Consider the following 14716-nt stretch of genomic DNA (forward strand, 5'->3'; position numbering starts at 1 on the left):
GGGCCGGCGGGAACCGGCCGCACACAAAAGAGACCTCCAGGGCAAACAGCCTCCGAAGGTCGCCGTGGTGCTACAGGCGTTGATTCACCATACGGCAGGACACCGCACCATATGGAAGGACTTGAGACACGGATCACAGGTTTCGACGGAACCGCACGACCGTTTCCAAGGTCCTTACCAGGATCCCACCCCACAGGCAGAGGTAGGTACGCATACCTCTGCCACGTAAGAGCCGTGCATGCCGACGGTAAGAATCAAGGATTCCGGTCACACCCCAGCTCAGGGCGCCGCAGGTCTACCATCACCTCATGACCCGTGTACTGCTCGCCGAGGACGATGCGTCCATCTCGGAGCCGCTGGCCCGTGCTCTGCGCCGGGAGGGCTACGAGGTCGAGGTCCGCGAGGACGGACCCACCGCTCTCGACGCCGGATTGCAGGGTGGCGTCGACCTGGTCGTGCTCGACCTCGGGCTGCCCGGCATGGACGGTCTGGAGGTGGCCCGCCGCCTGCGGGGCGAAGGCCACGCCATCCCCATCCTCATCCTGACCGCGCGCGCCGACGAGGTGGACACCGTCGTCGGGCTCGACGCGGGCGCCGACGACTACGTCACCAAGCCGTTCCGGCTCGCCGAGCTGCTCGCCCGGGTGCGGGCGCTGCTCCGGCGCGGTGTCTCCGAGCCGCAGCAGCCGCCCGCCACGCACGGCGTGCGCATCGACGTCGAGTCGCACCGCGCCTGGATGGGCGAGGAGGAGCTCCAGCTCACCGCCAAGGAGTTCGACCTGCTGCGAGTGCTGGTGCGCGACGCGGGCCGGGTCGTCACCCGCGACCAGCTGATGCGCGAGGTCTGGGACACGACGTGGTGGTCGTCGACCAAGACCCTCGACATGCACATCTCCTGGCTGCGCAAGAAGCTCGGCGACGACGCGGCCAACCCCCGCTACATCGCCACCGTGCGCGGTGTGGGTTTCCGTTTCGAGAAGAGCTGAGCCGCGAGGCGGGCTCGGGTAACAGGACATGCGTCGCCGACTGATCCAGTCCACGCTCGCCGTGGTGCTCGTCGTGATCGCCGTCTTCGGCGTCTCCCTGGTCATCGTCGAGACCCGGACCATCAGCAACAGCGCCCAGGAGCGGGTGGAGTCCGAGGCGGTCCGGCTCGCCAGCATCGTCGACAGCCGGCTCTTCGGGGCTCAGCAGGTCGACGCGGAGGTGCTGCGCGAGCAGGTCACGCAGGACCGCTACTACGCGGTGATCCGCATCCCCGGCGAGGCGCCCATCGAGGTCGGCGACAGGCCGGACGGTGACGTCATCAGCGCCACCGCGCCCGGCGAGGAGGGCGAGACGGTCACCGTCCAGGAACCGCGCTCCTCGGTCACCCGTGAGGTGGGCCGGACGCTGCTGATCATCGCGCTGGTCGCGCTGCTGGCGGTGGTGGCCGCGGTCCTGCTGGCCGTCCGCCAGGCGAACCGGCTGGCGTCCCCGCTGACCGACCTCGCGGAGACGGCCGAGCGGCTCGGCTCGGGCGACCCGCGGCCCCGGCACAAGCGGTACGGGGTGCCCGAGCTGGACCGGGTGGCGGACGTGCTGGACGGCTCCGCCGAGCGCATCGCCCGCATGCTGACCGCCGAGCGCCGGCTGGCCGCGGACGCCTCCCACCAGCTGCGCACGCCGCTCACGGCGCTGTCGATGCGGCTGGAGGAGATCACGCTCACCGACGACCCGGACACGGTGAAGGAGGAGGCGACGATCGCGCTGACGCAGGTCGAGCGGCTCACGGACGTCGTGGAGCGGCTGCTGACGAACTCCCGCGATCCGCGCACCGGCTCCGCCGTCTCCTTCGACCTCGACGAGGTCATCCAGCAGCAGCTCGCGGAGTGGCGGCCGGCGTACCGCAGCGCGGGGCGGGCGATCGTCAGCTCCGGCAAACGGCATCTGCGCGCGGTGGGCACACCCGGCGCGGTCGCGCAGGTGCTGGCGGCTCTGATCGAGAACTCCCTCATGCACGGCGGCGGCACGGTCGCCCTGCGCACCCGCGTCACCGGCAACCAGGCGGTCATCGAGGTCACCGACGAGGGGCCGGGCATCCCCGCCGACCTGGGCGCCCGCATCTTCGAACGGGCGATCAGCGGCCGCAACTCCACGGGCATCGGCCTGGCGGTCGCCCGCGACCTCGCCGAGGCCGACGGCGGCCGCCTGGAGATGCTCCAGACCAAGCCCCCGATCTTCGGCCTGTTCCTCTCCCGCACCCCGCTGCAGAAGCCCGCGGACGACGACGAGGAGCCGACGGTCCGCTAGGTCGTGCCCGACCTAGGGCCGCGTCGTGGGGGTCACGGCACCTGCTGCTTGGTCTTCGGGAGGTCGGCGGGGTCGGTCTGCGGGACCCGGGCCGGTGCGGGCTCGCGGGCGGGCAGCGCGCGGAAGACCCAGGAGCGGTAGGACCAGAAGCGGAACAGGGTCGCGATGCCGATGCCCACGAACTTGAAGACGTTGTTCTGGAGCGGGGTGTCCCAGCCGAAGCCGTACGTGGCCGTGTACAGGACGCCGTTCTCGATGACCAGGCCGATCGCGCTGAACAGCAGGAAGAGAGTCATCTCACGCGTACGGCGGCTCTTGTCGCGGTCGCGGTACGTGAAGTAGCGGAAGCCGACGTAGTTGAACACGATCGCGACGACCGTCGCGATGACGCTCGCGCGGACCACCTGGAGGTCGGTGGTGTGGCGCACGAGGTTGAAGACGGCGAGGTTGACCAGCACCCCGGCACCGCCCACGGCGCCGAACTTGGCGACTTCGCGTACGACACGTCGGAGCCGGGAGGCACCATGTCCCATGGTCGTGCAGGCCCCCGTCCGTTCGTCGGCGTCGATCCAGCCATGCTAACCACCCTCCCGCGCGATCTTCCTGCGGATACCGGTGGACGGCCGGAGATGGTCCGGGCCGTGCCGGTGGGGGACAGGAAACCGGCCACCCTGGCGCGGCCGATACCCTGGGGGCGTGACGTTCCCGGTAGTCGGCATGGTCGGCGGTGGCCAGCTCGCTCGTATGACACACGAGGCGGGCATCCCGCTGGGCATCAGGTTCAAGCTCCTCAGTGACACCCCGCAGGACTCCGCTGCGCAGGTCGTGAGCGATGTCGTCATCGGCGACTATCGCGACCTCGACACGCTGCGCGAGTTCGCCCGTGGGTGCGATGTGATCACCTTCGATCACGAACACGTGCCCACCGAGCACCTCAGGGCCCTGGAGGCGGACGGCATCCCCGTCCGCCCCGGCCCGGACGCGCTCGTGCACGCCCAGGACAAGGGGGTGATGCGCGCGAAGCTCGACGCGATCGGCGTCCCCTGCCCCAGACACCGGATCGTCTCCGACCCGCAGGACGTGGCCGCCTTCGCGGCCGAGGGCGAGGGTTTCCCGGTCGTCCTCAAGACCGTCCGCGGCGGCTACGACGGCAAGGGCGTCTGGGTCGTCGACTCCGTCGAGGAGGCCGCCGACCCGTTCAAGGCCGGTGTCCCCGTGCTCGCCGAGGAGAAGGTCGACTTCCTGCGCGAGCTCGCCGCCAACGTGGTCCGCTCCCCGCACGGCCAGGCCGTGGCCTACCCGGTCGTGGAGTCCCGGCAGGTGGGCGGCGTCTGCGACACGGTGATCGCCCCCGCGCCCGACCTCGACGAGGCCCTCGCCCTGGAGGCCTCCGAGATGGCGCTGAACATCGCCAAGGAACTCGGCGTCGTCGGGCACCTCGCGGTCGAGCTGTTCCAGACCCGCGACGGGCGGATCCTCGTCAACGAGCTCGCGATGCGCCCGCACAACTCCGGCCACTGGTCGATGGACGGCGCCGTCACCAGCCAGTTCGCCAACCACGTGCGTGCCGTCCTGGACCTCCCGCTCGGCGACCCGCGCCCGCGCGCCCCGTGGACGGTGATGGTCAACGTCCTCGGCGGGGACTTCCCGGACATGTACTCCGCGTATCTGCACTGCATGGCCCGCGACCCCCAGCTCAAGATCCACATGTACGGCAAGGACGTGAAGCCCGGCCGCAAGGTCGGGCACGTCAACACCTACGGCGACGACCTGGACGACGTGCTGGAGCGCGCCCGTCACGCTGCCGGCTACCTGAGAGGCACCATCACCGAATGAGCCCTGTTGTTGGCATCGTCATGGGGTCGGACTCCGACTGGCCCGTCATGGAGGCCGCCGCCAAGGCCCTCGACGAGTTCGAGATCGCCTACGAGGTCGACGTCGTCTCCGCGCACCGCATGCCGCGCGAGATGGTCGCCTACGGCGAGCAGGCCGACGCCCGCGGGCTCAAGGTGATCATCGCCGGTGCGGGCGGTGCCGCCCACCTGCCCGGCATGCTCGCCTCGGTGACCCCGCTGCCGGTCATCGGTGTGCCCGTGCCGCTGAAGTACCTCGACGGCATGGACAGCCTCCTGTCGATCGTGCAGATGCCTGCGGGTGTCCCCGTCGCCACGGTCTCCGTCGCCGGTGCCCGCAACGCCGGGCTGCTGGCGGCCCGCATCCTCGCCACGCACGACGAGGAGCTGCGCGGCCGGATGCGCGACTTCCAGCAGGAGCTGAACGACCAGGCCACCGAGAAGGGCAAGCGGCTGCGCTCCAAGGTCGGGGGCTCGGGCGGGTTCGGCTTCGGCGCGGGGAAGTGACGACGATGACGTCCCAGGAGGCGGCCCGGGAACTCCTGCGTGAGTTCCCGGTCGTCGACGGCCACAACGACCTGCCCTGGGCGCTGCGCGAGCAGGTCCGCTACGACCTCGACGCCCGCGACATCGCCGCCGACCAGAGCGCCCATCTGCACACCGACATCCCCCGGCTGCGCGCGGGCGGGGTCGGCGCCCAGTACTGGTCGGTGTACGTCCGCACGGACGCGCCCGACCCGGTCGCCGCCACCCTCGAACAGATCGACTGCGTACGGCAGTTGGTGACCCGTCACGCCGAGGACCTGCGCCCCGCGCTCACCGCCGCCGACATGGAGGCCGCGCGCGGGGAGGGCCGTATCGCCTCCCTCATGGGGGCGGAGGGCGGCCACTCCATCGCCAACTCCCTGGGCACACTGCGCGGTCTGTACGGGCTCGGCGTGCGCTACCTCACGCTCACCCACAACGACAACGTCGACTGGGCGGACTCCGCGACCGACGAGCCGAAGGCCGGCGGCCTGACCGCGTTCGGCCGCGAGGTCGTCCGGGAGATGAACCGGCTCGGCATGCTCGTCGACCTCTCCCACGTGGCGGCGACGACCATGCGGGACGCACTCGACGCGAGCTCCGCCCCGGTGATCTTCTCCCACTCCTCGGCCCGGGCCGTGTGCGACCACCCGCGCAACGTCCCCGACGACGTCCTGGAGCGGCTGCCCGCCAACGGCGGCATGGCGATGGTGACGTTCGTGCCGAAGTTCGTGCTCCAGGCGGCCGTCGACTGGACCGCCGCGGCCGACGAGAACATGCGCGCCCACGGCTTCCACCACCTCGACACCACCGCGGAGGCCATGAAGGTCCACCGCGCCTTCGAGGAGCGGCACCCGCGGCCCGTCGCGACGGTGTCGACGGTCGCCGACCACCTGGACCACATGCGCGAGGCGGCCGGCATCGACCACCTCGGCATCGGCGGAGACTACGACGGCACGGCCTTCACCCCCGACGGCCTCGCGGACGTCTCCGGCTACCCGAACCTCCTCGCGGAACTGCTCGACCGCGGCTGGTCGAAGGCCGACCTGGCCAAGCTGACCTGGAAGAACGCTGTCCGGGTGCTGGACGCGGCGGAGGATGTCGCCCGTGGTCTTCAGGAGACGCGGCCGCCGTCCAACGCCACGATCGGATCGCTGGACACGCCCGCCGGCTGAGCGTCGGGGGCGCCAGACACGGACGAGTCGATCGCGGCCGCCCGGCCGTCCTGAAGGCGGTCGGGCGCGAGGCCAGCACCGTACTCCGAACGCCCCGCCCACCAGGAACCACATCCTGCTCCGTGCGACGGTGACCGTACCTCACGAACGACCGTACGGAGCCGCCATGGCAGACCTCCACGACGACCTGCGCACCACCGCCGCGGCCGCCGGCGAGTTCGACGAGCTGGCCGAGCCGTACCCCGAGGAGGGCGTCGTCACGGCGGAGTCCTTTCAGGCCGTCTCCGACCCGGACGACGCGCCCATGACCCGGGCCCACGCCATCCTCGCCGCGCACCCCGTCGCCGACGGCTACAACGGGCTGCCCCGGGCGCTCAAGCGGCTGCCCTGGTACGACCTGGAGGACGGCGAGAGCACCGTGGACACGGACGTGCCCCGGCTGCGCAGCGGTCATGTGGGCGCGCTCTTCTGGTCGTTGCACCTGCCCGAGGGCCTCGACGGCGACCGGGCCGTCGGTGCCACCCTGGAGCAACTGGACCTGGCGAAGACCGTCGCCCGCACCTGCGAGGAGGGCCTGCGCCCGGCCTGCACGGCCGGGCAGGTCGCGGACGCCCGCAACTGCGGCCGCGTCGCCGTGCTCCTCGGTCCCGCCGGAGCCCCCGCCCTGGGCGGCTCGCTCGGCATCCTCCGCCAGCTGCACCTGCTCGGCCTGCGCGCGCTGACGCTGACCGGGGTGTCCTGGGCGAGCGAGGCGGGGCTGACCCGGTTCGGCGAGGAGGTCGTGCGCGAGATGAACCGCCTCGGCGTCATCGCGGACCTCTCGGGGGCCTCCTCGCAGACCCTGCGCCGGGTCCTGGCCCTCTCCCGGGCACCCGTGCTGTGCAGCCGCTCCGCGGCCCGGAGCCTGCGCCCCCACCCTGCCAATCTGCCCGACGACCTGCTGGCGGAGCTCGGCGCGGCCAAGGGGCTGTGCCTGGTGCCGCTGACCGCCGAGCAGACCGGCCCGACCGTACGCGACGTCGCCGACCACCTCGACCACATCCGCGCCGTGGCCGGAGCCCAGTGCGTCGGCCTGTCGGGCACCTACGACTCCGGGGCCGCCCACCCCCAGGAGCTCGGCGACACCTCCTGCTATCCGCGGCTGATCGCCGAGCTGCTGCGGCGCGGCTGGGACGAGCCGGACGTCGCCCTGCTGACCTGGGGCAACGTCCAGCGCGTCCTGCGCGGCGCCGACTTCACGGCCCGCAGTGCCCAGCAGCGCCGGGAGCCTTCGACGGCGACCATCTCGGAGCTGGACGGGTAGTCGGCCAGAGGCTCAGCCGTGTTCGATCCGGCACAGACAGAACGGGTGTCCCGCCGGGTCGGCGTAGACGCGGAAGTCCTTCTTCTCGTAGTCCTCCTTGTCCAGCACCCGCGCGCCCAGCGCCAGCACCCGCTCCTCGGCCGCGTCGATCTCGTCCCAGGTCGAGCCGGCGTCGAAGTCCAGGTGGAACTGCTGGGCGTTGCGGTCGGCCCGCGGCCACTCCGGCGGGGTGTGGCCCGGGGAGCGCTGGAAGGCGAGCCGGGGCCCGCCGGGGACGCGCAGCACCACCCAGCCGGGGTCGTCGTCCTCCCGCTCCGGCGTACCGCCGACGACCTGCGCGTAGAAACGGGCCAGGGCGTGGGGATCGGGGCAGTCGACGACCACGGAGCGGAAACGGGCCACGGTGGACATGGAGCCTCCGGAGATCAGCAGGCGCAGAGGCAGAACGGGTGCCCGGCAGGATCGGCGTAAACCCGGAACGAGCGCTCCCGGTCGTCGGCGTCCAGCGGCTTCGCGCCGAGTGCCAGTACGCCCTTCTCAGCTGTGTCCAGGTCGTCCACCACCAGGTCGAGGTGGAACTGCTGCGAGCCGTCGGCGGACGGCCACCGCGGCGCCACGTACCCGGGCGAGGCCTGGAAGGCCAGCGGTGTGCCGCCCGGCACCTTCAGGTCGACCCATTCGTCCTCCCCGTCGGTCTCCACCACCGGCGTGCCGCCGAGCACCTCGGCGTAGAAACCGGCCAGTGCGCGCGGGTCGGGACAGTCCAGGACGACGACGCCCAGCTTGGCGAGAGCCATGACTTCCTCCTCGAAGTCGGCGTTACCCACAGAGTGGGGTAACCGGTAACCGTTACTGCATGCTCCCCCATTGGCGGTAACCTCGCAAGGGAATTGGTGAGAGGTACGGTCGCGCCATGACGGAGAGATCGCCCGCGCCCGGCGGCCTGGCCCTGGTCGAGGCCCTGGTGAACACGCTGGACATCGAGTCCGGCGCCGACGCGCTCGACAGGCCCGAGATCCGTGAGCGCCTCGGCATCACCGCGGACGACACCGACAGCGCCCGCACCCTGCGGGAGTCGCTGCGCGCGACCCTCCTGGCCCACGCCGGCCACCCGCCGCACCGCGCGGTCACCCCGCTCGGCGAGCTCCTGGCCGAGGCCCCGCTCCTCGTCACCGTCGACGCGGCGGACGGGTCGGCCGCCCTCGCCCCCGCCCGCGACCACTGCCTGCACGCACGCGTGGCCGCCGCCGTCGCCGAGGCCCTGGTCGCCGGCACCTGGACCCGCCTCAAGGCCTGCGAGGCCGCCGACTGCCACTGGGCCTACTACGACCGCAGCCCGGCCGGCCGCGGACGCTGGTGCTCCATGCAGGTCTGCGGGGCCCGCGCGAAGATGCGCCGCTACCGGGCCAAGGAGGTGTAGGGGGCCCCGGGCGGCTCTCCGCGGCGTCGCGACGCCCGGACCGCTCCGCCCAGAAGCCCGCTAGCCGCCCCGCCGCCCGTCCCGGTGGGGCAGAATGCACGAAGACGCCGGTTCGGCCGACTGAGCCTCGGCCGAACCGGCGTCGCCTGTCCCGCGCTTCCTCGCGCTCAGGCCTTCGGACGTCCCATCGCCCGGTACGTCCAGCCGGCCTTCCGCCAGCGTTCCGGGTCCAGGGCGTTGCGGCCGTCCAGGATGACCCGCGCCGCCGCGACCTCGCCGAGGGCCTCGGTGTCCAGCTCCCGGAACTCCCGCCACTCCGTCAGGTGCAGCACGATGTCGGCACCGCGCACGGCCTCCAGTGCCGAGCCGGCGTAGCCGAGGGTCGGGAACACCCCGCGGGCGTTGTCCATGCCCTTCGGGTCGTAGACCGTCACCTGGCCGCCCTGGAGGTGGATCTGCCCGGCCACGTTGAGTGCGGGGGAGTCCCGCACGTCGTCCGAGTCGGGCTTGAAGGTCGCGCCCAGCACCGCCACGCGCTTGCCCAGGAACGGCCCGCCGCCCAGTGCCTGCCTGGCCAGCTCGACCATCTGCCCGCGCTGGCGCATGTTGATCGAGTCGATCTCCCGCAGGAACGTCAGCGCCTGGTCCGCGCCCAGCTCACCCGCGCGCGCCATGAACGCCCGGATGTCCTTCGGCAGGCACCCGCCGCCGAAGCCGATCCCGGCCCGCAGGAACTTCCTGCCGATCCGGTCGTCGTAGCCGATGGCCTCGGCCAGCTTGGCGACGTCCCCGCCCGCGGCCTCGCACACCTCCGCCATGGCGTTGATGAAGGAGATCTTCGTGGCGAGGAAGGAGTTCGCGGAGGTCTTCACCAGCTCCGAGGTGGGGAAGTCCGTCACCACGAACGGCGAGCCCTCGGAGATCGGCGTCGCGTACACCTCACGCAGCAGCTTCTCGGCCCGCTCGCTGCGCACGCCCACCACGAGACGGTCGGGGTGCAGCGTGTCGTCGACGGCGAAGCCCTCCCGCAGGAACTCCGGGTTCCACGCCAGCTCGGCGTCCGCCCCGGCGGGCGCGTGCGCCGCCAGGTAAGCCGCGAGGCGGTCCGCGGAGCCGACCGGCACGGTGGACTTGCCGACGACCAGCGCCGGACCGTGCAGATGCGGGGCGAGCGAAGCGATCGCGGCGTCGACGTAGCTCATGTCGCAGGCGTACTCGCCGTGCCGCTGCGGGGTGTTCACACAGACGAAGTGCACATCGCCGAACGCGCCGACCTCGGCCCAGTCCTGCGTGAAGCGCAGCCTGCCGCTGGAGCCCTCGATGCCGGCGACGTGCTTGCGCAGCAGCTCCTCGAGACCCGGCTCGTACATCGGGGCCTCGGCGCGCTCCAGCTTCTCGATCTTCTCGCGCACGACGTCGAGGGCGAGCACTTCGAAGCCCAGCTCGGCCATGGCCGCCGCGTGTGTCGCGCCGAGATAACCGGTGCCGATCACGGTGATCTTCAGGGCCATGGGTACTCCAGGGGTCTACGGCATGCGGTGCGCGCCCGAGCATAGCCGGGGCATGGCAGCGCGCTTGACTGGGCAACTTCTCCGCTGTCGCCTAGCTCACGTATCACTCGCGTGGGCGACCCCATAAACTTTTGATTACTTAACGGTAGTTAGCGTCACCATCGCAGCGTTTTGGAGTGAGAGACCTTGGCCGGATCGGCTGACTTCGACCTGTACCGCCCGTCCGAGGAGCACGACATGCTCCGTGACGCAGTCCGCTCGCTGGCCGAGGCGAAGATCGCGCCGCACGCCGCCGCCGTGGACGAGGAGGCCCGCTTCCCCCGCGAGGCCTTCCAGGCGCTCGTCGCGAACGACCTGCACGCCGTGCACGTACCCGAGGAGTACGGCGGCTCAGGCGCGGACGCGCTCGCCACCGTCATAGTGATCGAGGAGGTCGCCCGCGTGTGCGCCTCCTCCTCTCTCATCCCCGCGGTGAACAAGCTGGGCTCGCTCCCGGTGATCCTCTCCGGCTCCGAGGACCTGAAGAAGAAGTACATGACCCCGCTCGCCAAGGGCGAGGGCATGTTCTCCTACTGCCTCTCCGAGCCGGACGCCGGCTCCGACGCCGCCGGCATGAAGACCAAGGCCGTCCGCGACGGCGACCACTGGATCCTCAACGGCGTGAAGCGCTGGATCACCAACGCCGGCGAGTCCGAGTACTACACGGTGATGGCCGTCACCGACCCGGCCAAGCGCTCCAAGGGCATCTCGGCCTTCGTCGTCGAGAAGTCGGACGAGGGTGTCTCCTTCGGCGCCCCCGAGAAGAAGCTCGGCATCAAGGGCTCCCCGACCCGCGAGGTCTACCTCGACAACGTCCGCATCCCCGCCGACCGCATGATCGGCGAGGAGGGCACCGGCTTCGCCACGGCGATGAAGACCCTCGACCACACCCGCATCACCATCGCCGCCCAGGCGCTCGGCATCGCCCAGGGCGCCCTCGACTACGCCAAGGGCTACGTCCAGGAGCGCAAGCAGTTCGGCAAGCCGATCGCCGACTTCCAGGGCATCCAGTTCATGCTCGCCGACATGTCCATGAAGATCTCGGCCGCCCGCGCCCTGACCTACCAGGCCGCCGCCGCCTCCCAGCGCGTCGACGCCGACCTCACCTATCTGGGCGCCGCCGCCAAGTGCTTCGCCTCGGACGTGGCGATGGAGGTCACCACGGACGCGGTCCAGCTCCTCGGCGGCTACGGCTACACGCGCGACTACCCGGTGGAGCGCATGATGCGCGACGCCAAGATCACTCAGATCTACGAGGGCACGAACCAGGTCCAGCGCATCGTCATGGCGCGCAACCTGCCGTAACCCCTCTCCCGGGGGGCCGGATGGCACCGGCCCCCCACTGCCCTCACAGGAACCGTCGGATCGGGGTGACCGCAGCCTCGGCGAGGCGTTCGGTGAAGGGGCGGTGCTTCCAGCGGGCGGGGTCGATGGGCTCGCTGCGCTTGCGGTCGGCCTCGAAGTCGGCGTCGAGTTGTGCGGTGAAGTCCTCGTCGAGGACCGCCAGGACGACCTCCTCGTCGTGCTCCATGGAGCGGCGGTTGAAGTTCGTCGAGCCGATGAGGGAACAGACCCCGTCCAGCGTCATGATCTTCGTGTGGAGCATCGTCGGCTGGTACTCCCGCACCTCCACACCCGCGTCGACGAGCGTCTGGTAGTGCTGCCGCCCGGCCAGCAGGCACGCCCGCTGGTCGGTGTGCGGTCCGGGCAGCAGGATCTCCACCGCGACCCCGCGCCGGGCCGCCGCCGCCAGCAGGTCGACGAAGTAGGCGTCGGGGGCGAAGTAGGCCGTGGCCAGCCGCAGGCGCTCCTGCGCCGAGGTGATCAGGACCCGCAGGATCGTCTGCATGTCCTGCCAGCCGAACGAGGCCGAACCCCGCACGACCTGGACCGTGGCCCGCCCCGGCTGCTCCTGGGCGGTGAAGCGGTCGTGCTCGTCGTAGAGGTCGTCGTGGCACTCGGCCCAGTTCTGGGCGAAGGCCGCGGCGATGCCGTCCACGGCGGGCCCGCGGACCTGTACATGGGTGTCGCGCCACTCGTCCGGGTTCCGTGCGGAGCCGCACCACTCCTGCGCGATGCCCACGCCGCCCGTGAACGCCGTGTGCTCGTCGGTGACCAGGACCTTGCGGTGGCAGCGGTGGTTCTGCCGCATCGGGGACAGACGCGTGGGTCTGCGGAACCAGGCCACCTGGACGCCTGCCTCGTCCATCGCGTCCAGCAGGTCCTGCTCTATCTCCTTGGCCCCGAACCCGTCCAGCAGCAGCCGCACCCGGACACCCGCGCGGGCCCGCTCCGCCAGCGCGGCGGCGAACTCGTGGGCGACGTCGCCGCGCCAGTACACGAACGTCATCATGTCGACGGTGTGCTCGGCGGCCCGGATGGCGGCCAGCATCGCGGGGAAGATCTCGTCGCCGTTGCGCAGCGGCACCAGCTCGTTGCCCTCGGTCGCGGCGATGCCGATCAGCCGCTCCAGCCGTCTGCGCAGCCGCAGCTTCTGTTCCTCCGGCCCTCTCGCCTCCGGCTCCTGCGCCCGTCGTTCGTCGTACATCTGCTGTGTCATGTGTGGGTCTCCCCCCTGCACGGTTGCCGGCCGTCCCGCCCTCGCCGTGCCGGGCTCCGGCACGTCTGGAAACCCTTTTTGCCGCTGCCGGCGCTTTCACGCAGAGCCCCCTGAGTCGTGCCTCACAGACGGAGTGGGTCACATCAGGATGCTCCGCCCTGTGGTGCTCATGGGGCCGGAGGCGTAGGACGAGAAGGAGCGGGCGTCGAACCGCGGCTCCCGCCACCCCTGGGAGGACGTCATGACCCAGCAGCCCGCCACCACCACCCCGCTCAGCAAGGAGATGCAGGACTGCGTCCAGACCTGCATGACCTGCCACAGCGTGTGCGAGGAGACCATGAGCTCCTGCCTGCAGATGGGCGGCCCGGCCCAGATGCAGATCATGCGCGCGGTCATGGACTGCGCCGAGATGACGCGCATGTGCGCCGACATGATGATGCGCCGTTCGCCCCTGATGGCCGAGATGTGCGCGATGTGCGCCCGGGCCTGTGACATGTGCGCCGAGGCGTGTATGTCCATGCCGGAGGACACGCAGATGATGCGCTGCGCCGAGGCCTGTCGCCGCTGCGCCGAGTCGTGCCGCTCGATGTCGGGTGCCTCGATGTGAGAACCGCCTCAAGGCGAAGGGGGCACCCGCCCGGGTGCCTCCTTCGCCTCGCCTGCCCGCTCAGTTGCCGGAGACGGTGACCTTCTCGTCGTTCTTCAGCTGGCTCACCAGCGTCTTCACCTTCGTGGTGTCCCACTGGAGGTTGCCGTTGGCGCTGTTGCCGGCGATCGGCATGTTCATCGACTTGCCCTCGCCGCCGCTGACGCCCTTCATCGCCCAGAACATGGACGCCAGGTCGAACAGGCTCATGTCCTTGTCGACCACGAGGGTGTCGAGGCCGGCGCTCATGGTCGGGTACAGCTTGAAGGGGTTCAGGACCGTGCCCGGGGTGGCGACCTGGTTGGCCAGGGCCGAGAGGAACTTCTGCTGGTTCTTCGTACGGTCCAGGTCGGAGCCCGCGAGTGCGTAGCGGGTGCGGACGAAGGCGAGGGCCTGCTCGCCGTTGAGCGTCTGCTTGCCCTTCTTGAAGTCCGCGCCGGACTTGGTGTCCTTGATGTCCTGCGGGATGTCCATCTCGACGCCGCCGACCGCGTCCACGATGTTCGCGAAGCCGGCGAAGCCGATCTCCACGTAGTGGTCGATGTGCAGGCCCGTGTTGGCCTCCACCGTGCGCACCAGCAGCTCCGGGCCGTCCTCGGCGTAGGCCGCGTTCAGCTTCGTCTGGCGGCCCGTGGCCGGGTAGAGCTTCCCGGAGTCCGAGCCCTTGAACGACGGGATGGTGACGTTCGAGTCGCGCGGCAGCGAGACCAGCGTCGGTGCGCCGTCGCCGGTGTGCAGGATCATCATCGAGTCCGTGCGCTTGCCCTCGGCGGACCCGGTGTGCAGCTTCTTCTTCTCCTCGGCCGACATGCCCTTGCGGCTGTCGGAGCCGACGATCAGGTAGTTCGTGCCCTCGCCCGCCTCCGGACGGTCGATGACCTTCGACAGGTCGACGTCGCGGTTGAGCTTGGAGTCGGCCCAGAAGTACGTGCCGACGCTCGTCACGACGAGCAGCGTCACCAGCGTGATGGCCGTCACCTTGATACGCCGGCGCCAGTTCGGCGCGGGACGCGGCTCGTACATGCCGTCGCCCGGACCGCCGGGGCCCCGGCCGCCGGGCGCGCCGTAGACCTGGCCCGTGTTGTAGCCGCTGTCGTATCCGTCACCGGGGCCGTAGCCGCCGCCGTCCACGTAGGACGGCTGCTGCGGTACGCCGCCGCCGTACGGCGGGGCGCCGCCGTATGCCGCCTGCCCGGGCGATGCCGCCGGGCCGCGGCGGACCTGCCGCATGACGCGGGCGCTCTCGGGCTGCGCGCTCGAGCTGCCGCGTCCGTAGCGGTTGCCGCGGTTGTCGGCGGGGAATCCCTCGGGCCAGTCATTCATGCGCCCCAGTGTGCAGGTCCCCGTGGTGTGCCATACAAGAGTCGTCGGAAAATCAGAGCACGGCTGTGG

15 protein-coding genes are annotated in these 14716 nt (G+C 71.0%); 9 read left to right on the forward strand and 6 right to left on the reverse strand.

Going from position 1 to position 14716, the window contains the following annotated elements; all coding sequences use genetic code 11:
- Window positions 1-308 precede the first annotated feature (308 nt).
- Window positions 309-986 (forward strand): response regulator transcription factor, encoded by a 678-nt coding sequence (locus ACIQU3_RS15085; protein WP_053675697.1) that lies wholly within the window; start codon window positions 309-311, stop codon window positions 984-986.
- Between the two features lie 28 nt (window positions 987-1014).
- A complete protein-coding gene (locus ACIQU3_RS15090; RefSeq protein WP_403733253.1) occupies window positions 1015-2292 on the forward strand; it encodes an ATP-binding protein in 1278 nt (425 codons plus the stop codon).
- A gap of 32 nt (window positions 2293-2324) precedes the next feature.
- On the opposite strand, the gene ACIQU3_RS15095 is transcribed toward ACIQU3_RS15090, so the two are convergent.
- Window positions 2325-2825 (reverse strand): GtrA family protein, encoded by a 501-nt coding sequence (locus ACIQU3_RS15095; RefSeq protein ID WP_403733256.1) that lies wholly within the window; start codon window positions 2823-2825, stop codon window positions 2325-2327.
- Between the two features lie 163 nt (window positions 2826-2988).
- Here ACIQU3_RS15095 and ACIQU3_RS15100 point away from each other — a divergent pair, with 163 nt between their 5' ends.
- The 4 genes from ACIQU3_RS15100 to ACIQU3_RS15115 all read left to right on the forward strand — a co-directional run bounded on the left by ACIQU3_RS15100 (window position 2989) and on the right by ACIQU3_RS15115 (window position 7148).
- Window positions 2989-4128, forward strand: a complete 1140-nt coding sequence (locus ACIQU3_RS15100) for a 5-(carboxyamino)imidazole ribonucleotide synthase (RefSeq protein ID WP_403733259.1) — start codon at window positions 2989-2991, stop codon at window positions 4126-4128.
- Entirely contained in the window at window positions 4125-4652 is a 528-nt protein-coding gene (gene purE, locus ACIQU3_RS15105) for a 5-(carboxyamino)imidazole ribonucleotide mutase (protein ID WP_403733264.1), read from the forward strand. Before ACIQU3_RS15100 ends, purE begins: the two co-directional genes overlap by 4 nt.
- 5 nt (window positions 4653-4657) lie before the next feature.
- A complete protein-coding gene (locus tag ACIQU3_RS15110) occupies window positions 4658-5845 on the forward strand; it encodes a dipeptidase (protein ID WP_403925274.1) in 1188 nt (395 codons plus the stop codon).
- A 166-nt stretch (window positions 5846-6011) separates the two neighbouring features.
- Window positions 6012-7148, forward strand: a complete 1137-nt coding sequence (locus ACIQU3_RS15115) for a dipeptidase (RefSeq protein WP_403925277.1) — start codon at window positions 6012-6014, stop codon at window positions 7146-7148.
- A 12-nt stretch (window positions 7149-7160) separates the two neighbouring features.
- On the opposite strand, the gene ACIQU3_RS15120 is transcribed toward ACIQU3_RS15115, so the two are convergent.
- Together ACIQU3_RS15120 and ACIQU3_RS15125 are read right to left on the reverse strand one after the other, a co-directional pair.
- Complete coding sequence (locus tag ACIQU3_RS15120) at window positions 7161-7559, reverse strand: VOC family protein (protein ID WP_403733275.1); 399 nt, start codon at window positions 7557-7559, stop codon at window positions 7161-7163.
- 14 nt (window positions 7560-7573) lie between these two features.
- Entirely contained in the window at window positions 7574-7945 is a 372-nt protein-coding gene (locus ACIQU3_RS15125) for a VOC family protein (protein ID WP_403733278.1), read from the reverse strand.
- 116 nt (window positions 7946-8061) lie between these two features.
- Between ACIQU3_RS15125 and ACIQU3_RS15130 the strand changes: the two genes are divergently transcribed.
- Entirely contained in the window at window positions 8062-8568 is a 507-nt protein-coding gene (locus ACIQU3_RS15130; protein WP_403733283.1) for a CGNR zinc finger domain-containing protein, read from the forward strand.
- A 167-nt stretch (window positions 8569-8735) separates the two neighbouring features.
- On the opposite strand, the gene ACIQU3_RS15135 is transcribed toward ACIQU3_RS15130, so the two are convergent.
- Complete coding sequence (locus tag ACIQU3_RS15135) at window positions 8736-10079, reverse strand: UDP-glucose dehydrogenase family protein (protein WP_403733286.1); 1344 nt, start codon at window positions 10077-10079, stop codon at window positions 8736-8738.
- Between the two features lie 186 nt (window positions 10080-10265).
- Here ACIQU3_RS15135 and ACIQU3_RS15140 point away from each other — a divergent pair, with 186 nt between their 5' ends.
- Complete coding sequence (locus tag ACIQU3_RS15140) at window positions 10266-11423, forward strand: acyl-CoA dehydrogenase (RefSeq protein ID WP_403733289.1); 1158 nt, start codon at window positions 10266-10268, stop codon at window positions 11421-11423.
- A 43-nt stretch (window positions 11424-11466) separates the two neighbouring features.
- On the opposite strand, the gene ACIQU3_RS15145 is transcribed toward ACIQU3_RS15140, so the two are convergent.
- A complete protein-coding gene (locus tag ACIQU3_RS15145) occupies window positions 11467-12666 on the reverse strand; it encodes a phosphatidylserine/phosphatidylglycerophosphate/cardiolipin synthase family protein (RefSeq protein WP_403733434.1) in 1200 nt (399 codons plus the stop codon).
- 253 nt (window positions 12667-12919) lie between these two features.
- Here ACIQU3_RS15145 and ACIQU3_RS15150 point away from each other — a divergent pair, with 253 nt between their 5' ends.
- The gene (locus ACIQU3_RS15150) at window positions 12920-13285 is read left to right on the forward strand and encodes a four-helix bundle copper-binding protein (RefSeq protein ID WP_403733292.1); all 366 of its coding nucleotides are present in this window, start codon (window positions 12920-12922) and stop codon (window positions 13283-13285) included.
- Between the two features lie 60 nt (window positions 13286-13345).
- On the opposite strand, the gene ACIQU3_RS15155 is transcribed toward ACIQU3_RS15150, so the two are convergent.
- Window positions 13346-14647, reverse strand: coding sequence for an LCP family protein (locus tag ACIQU3_RS15155; protein ID WP_403733299.1), 1302 nt, complete (start codon window positions 14645-14647; stop codon window positions 13346-13348).
- Window positions 14648-14716: the final 69 nt, after the last annotated feature.

It is taken from the genome of Streptomyces sp. NPDC101110 (assembly GCF_044759525.1).
GTDB lineage: Bacteria > Actinomycetota > Actinomycetes > Streptomycetales > Streptomycetaceae > Streptomyces.

Excerpts from the sequence above, each read along its gene's own strand:
- ACIQU3_RS15115 (WP_403925277.1), top strand. The coding sequence starts at position 6,012 with ATGGCAGACCTCCACGACGACCTGCGCACCACCGCCGCGGCCGCCGGC.
- ACIQU3_RS15145 (WP_403733434.1), bottom strand. The coding sequence starts at position 12,666 with ATGTACGACGAACGACGGGCGCAGGAGCCGGAGGCGAGAGGGCCGGAG.
- ACIQU3_RS15150 (WP_403733292.1), top strand. The coding sequence starts at position 12,920 with ATGACCCAGCAGCCCGCCACCACCACCCCGCTCAGCAAGGAGATGCAG.
- ACIQU3_RS15110 (WP_403925274.1), top strand. The coding sequence starts at position 4,658 with ATGACGTCCCAGGAGGCGGCCCGGGAACTCCTGCGTGAGTTCCCGGTC.
- ACIQU3_RS15120 (WP_403733275.1), bottom strand. The coding sequence starts at position 7,559 with ATGTCCACCGTGGCCCGTTTCCGCTCCGTGGTCGTCGACTGCCCCGAT.
- ACIQU3_RS15135 (WP_403733286.1), bottom strand. The coding sequence starts at position 10,079 with ATGGCCCTGAAGATCACCGTGATCGGCACCGGTTATCTCGGCGCGACA.
- ACIQU3_RS15085 (WP_053675697.1), top strand. The coding sequence starts at position 309 with ATGACCCGTGTACTGCTCGCCGAGGACGATGCGTCCATCTCGGAGCCG.
- ACIQU3_RS15125 (WP_403733278.1), bottom strand. The coding sequence starts at position 7,945 with ATGGCTCTCGCCAAGCTGGGCGTCGTCGTCCTGGACTGTCCCGACCCG.
- ACIQU3_RS15130 (WP_403733283.1), top strand. The coding sequence starts at position 8,062 with ATGACGGAGAGATCGCCCGCGCCCGGCGGCCTGGCCCTGGTCGAGGCC.
- ACIQU3_RS15090 (WP_403733253.1), top strand. The coding sequence starts at position 1,015 with ATGCGTCGCCGACTGATCCAGTCCACGCTCGCCGTGGTGCTCGTCGTG.
- ACIQU3_RS15095 (WP_403733256.1), bottom strand. The coding sequence starts at position 2,825 with ATGGGACATGGTGCCTCCCGGCTCCGACGTGTCGTACGCGAAGTCGCC.
- ACIQU3_RS15155 (WP_403733299.1), bottom strand. The coding sequence starts at position 14,647 with ATGAATGACTGGCCCGAGGGATTCCCCGCCGACAACCGCGGCAACCGC.
- purE (WP_403733264.1), top strand. The coding sequence starts at position 4,125 with ATGAGCCCTGTTGTTGGCATCGTCATGGGGTCGGACTCCGACTGGCCC.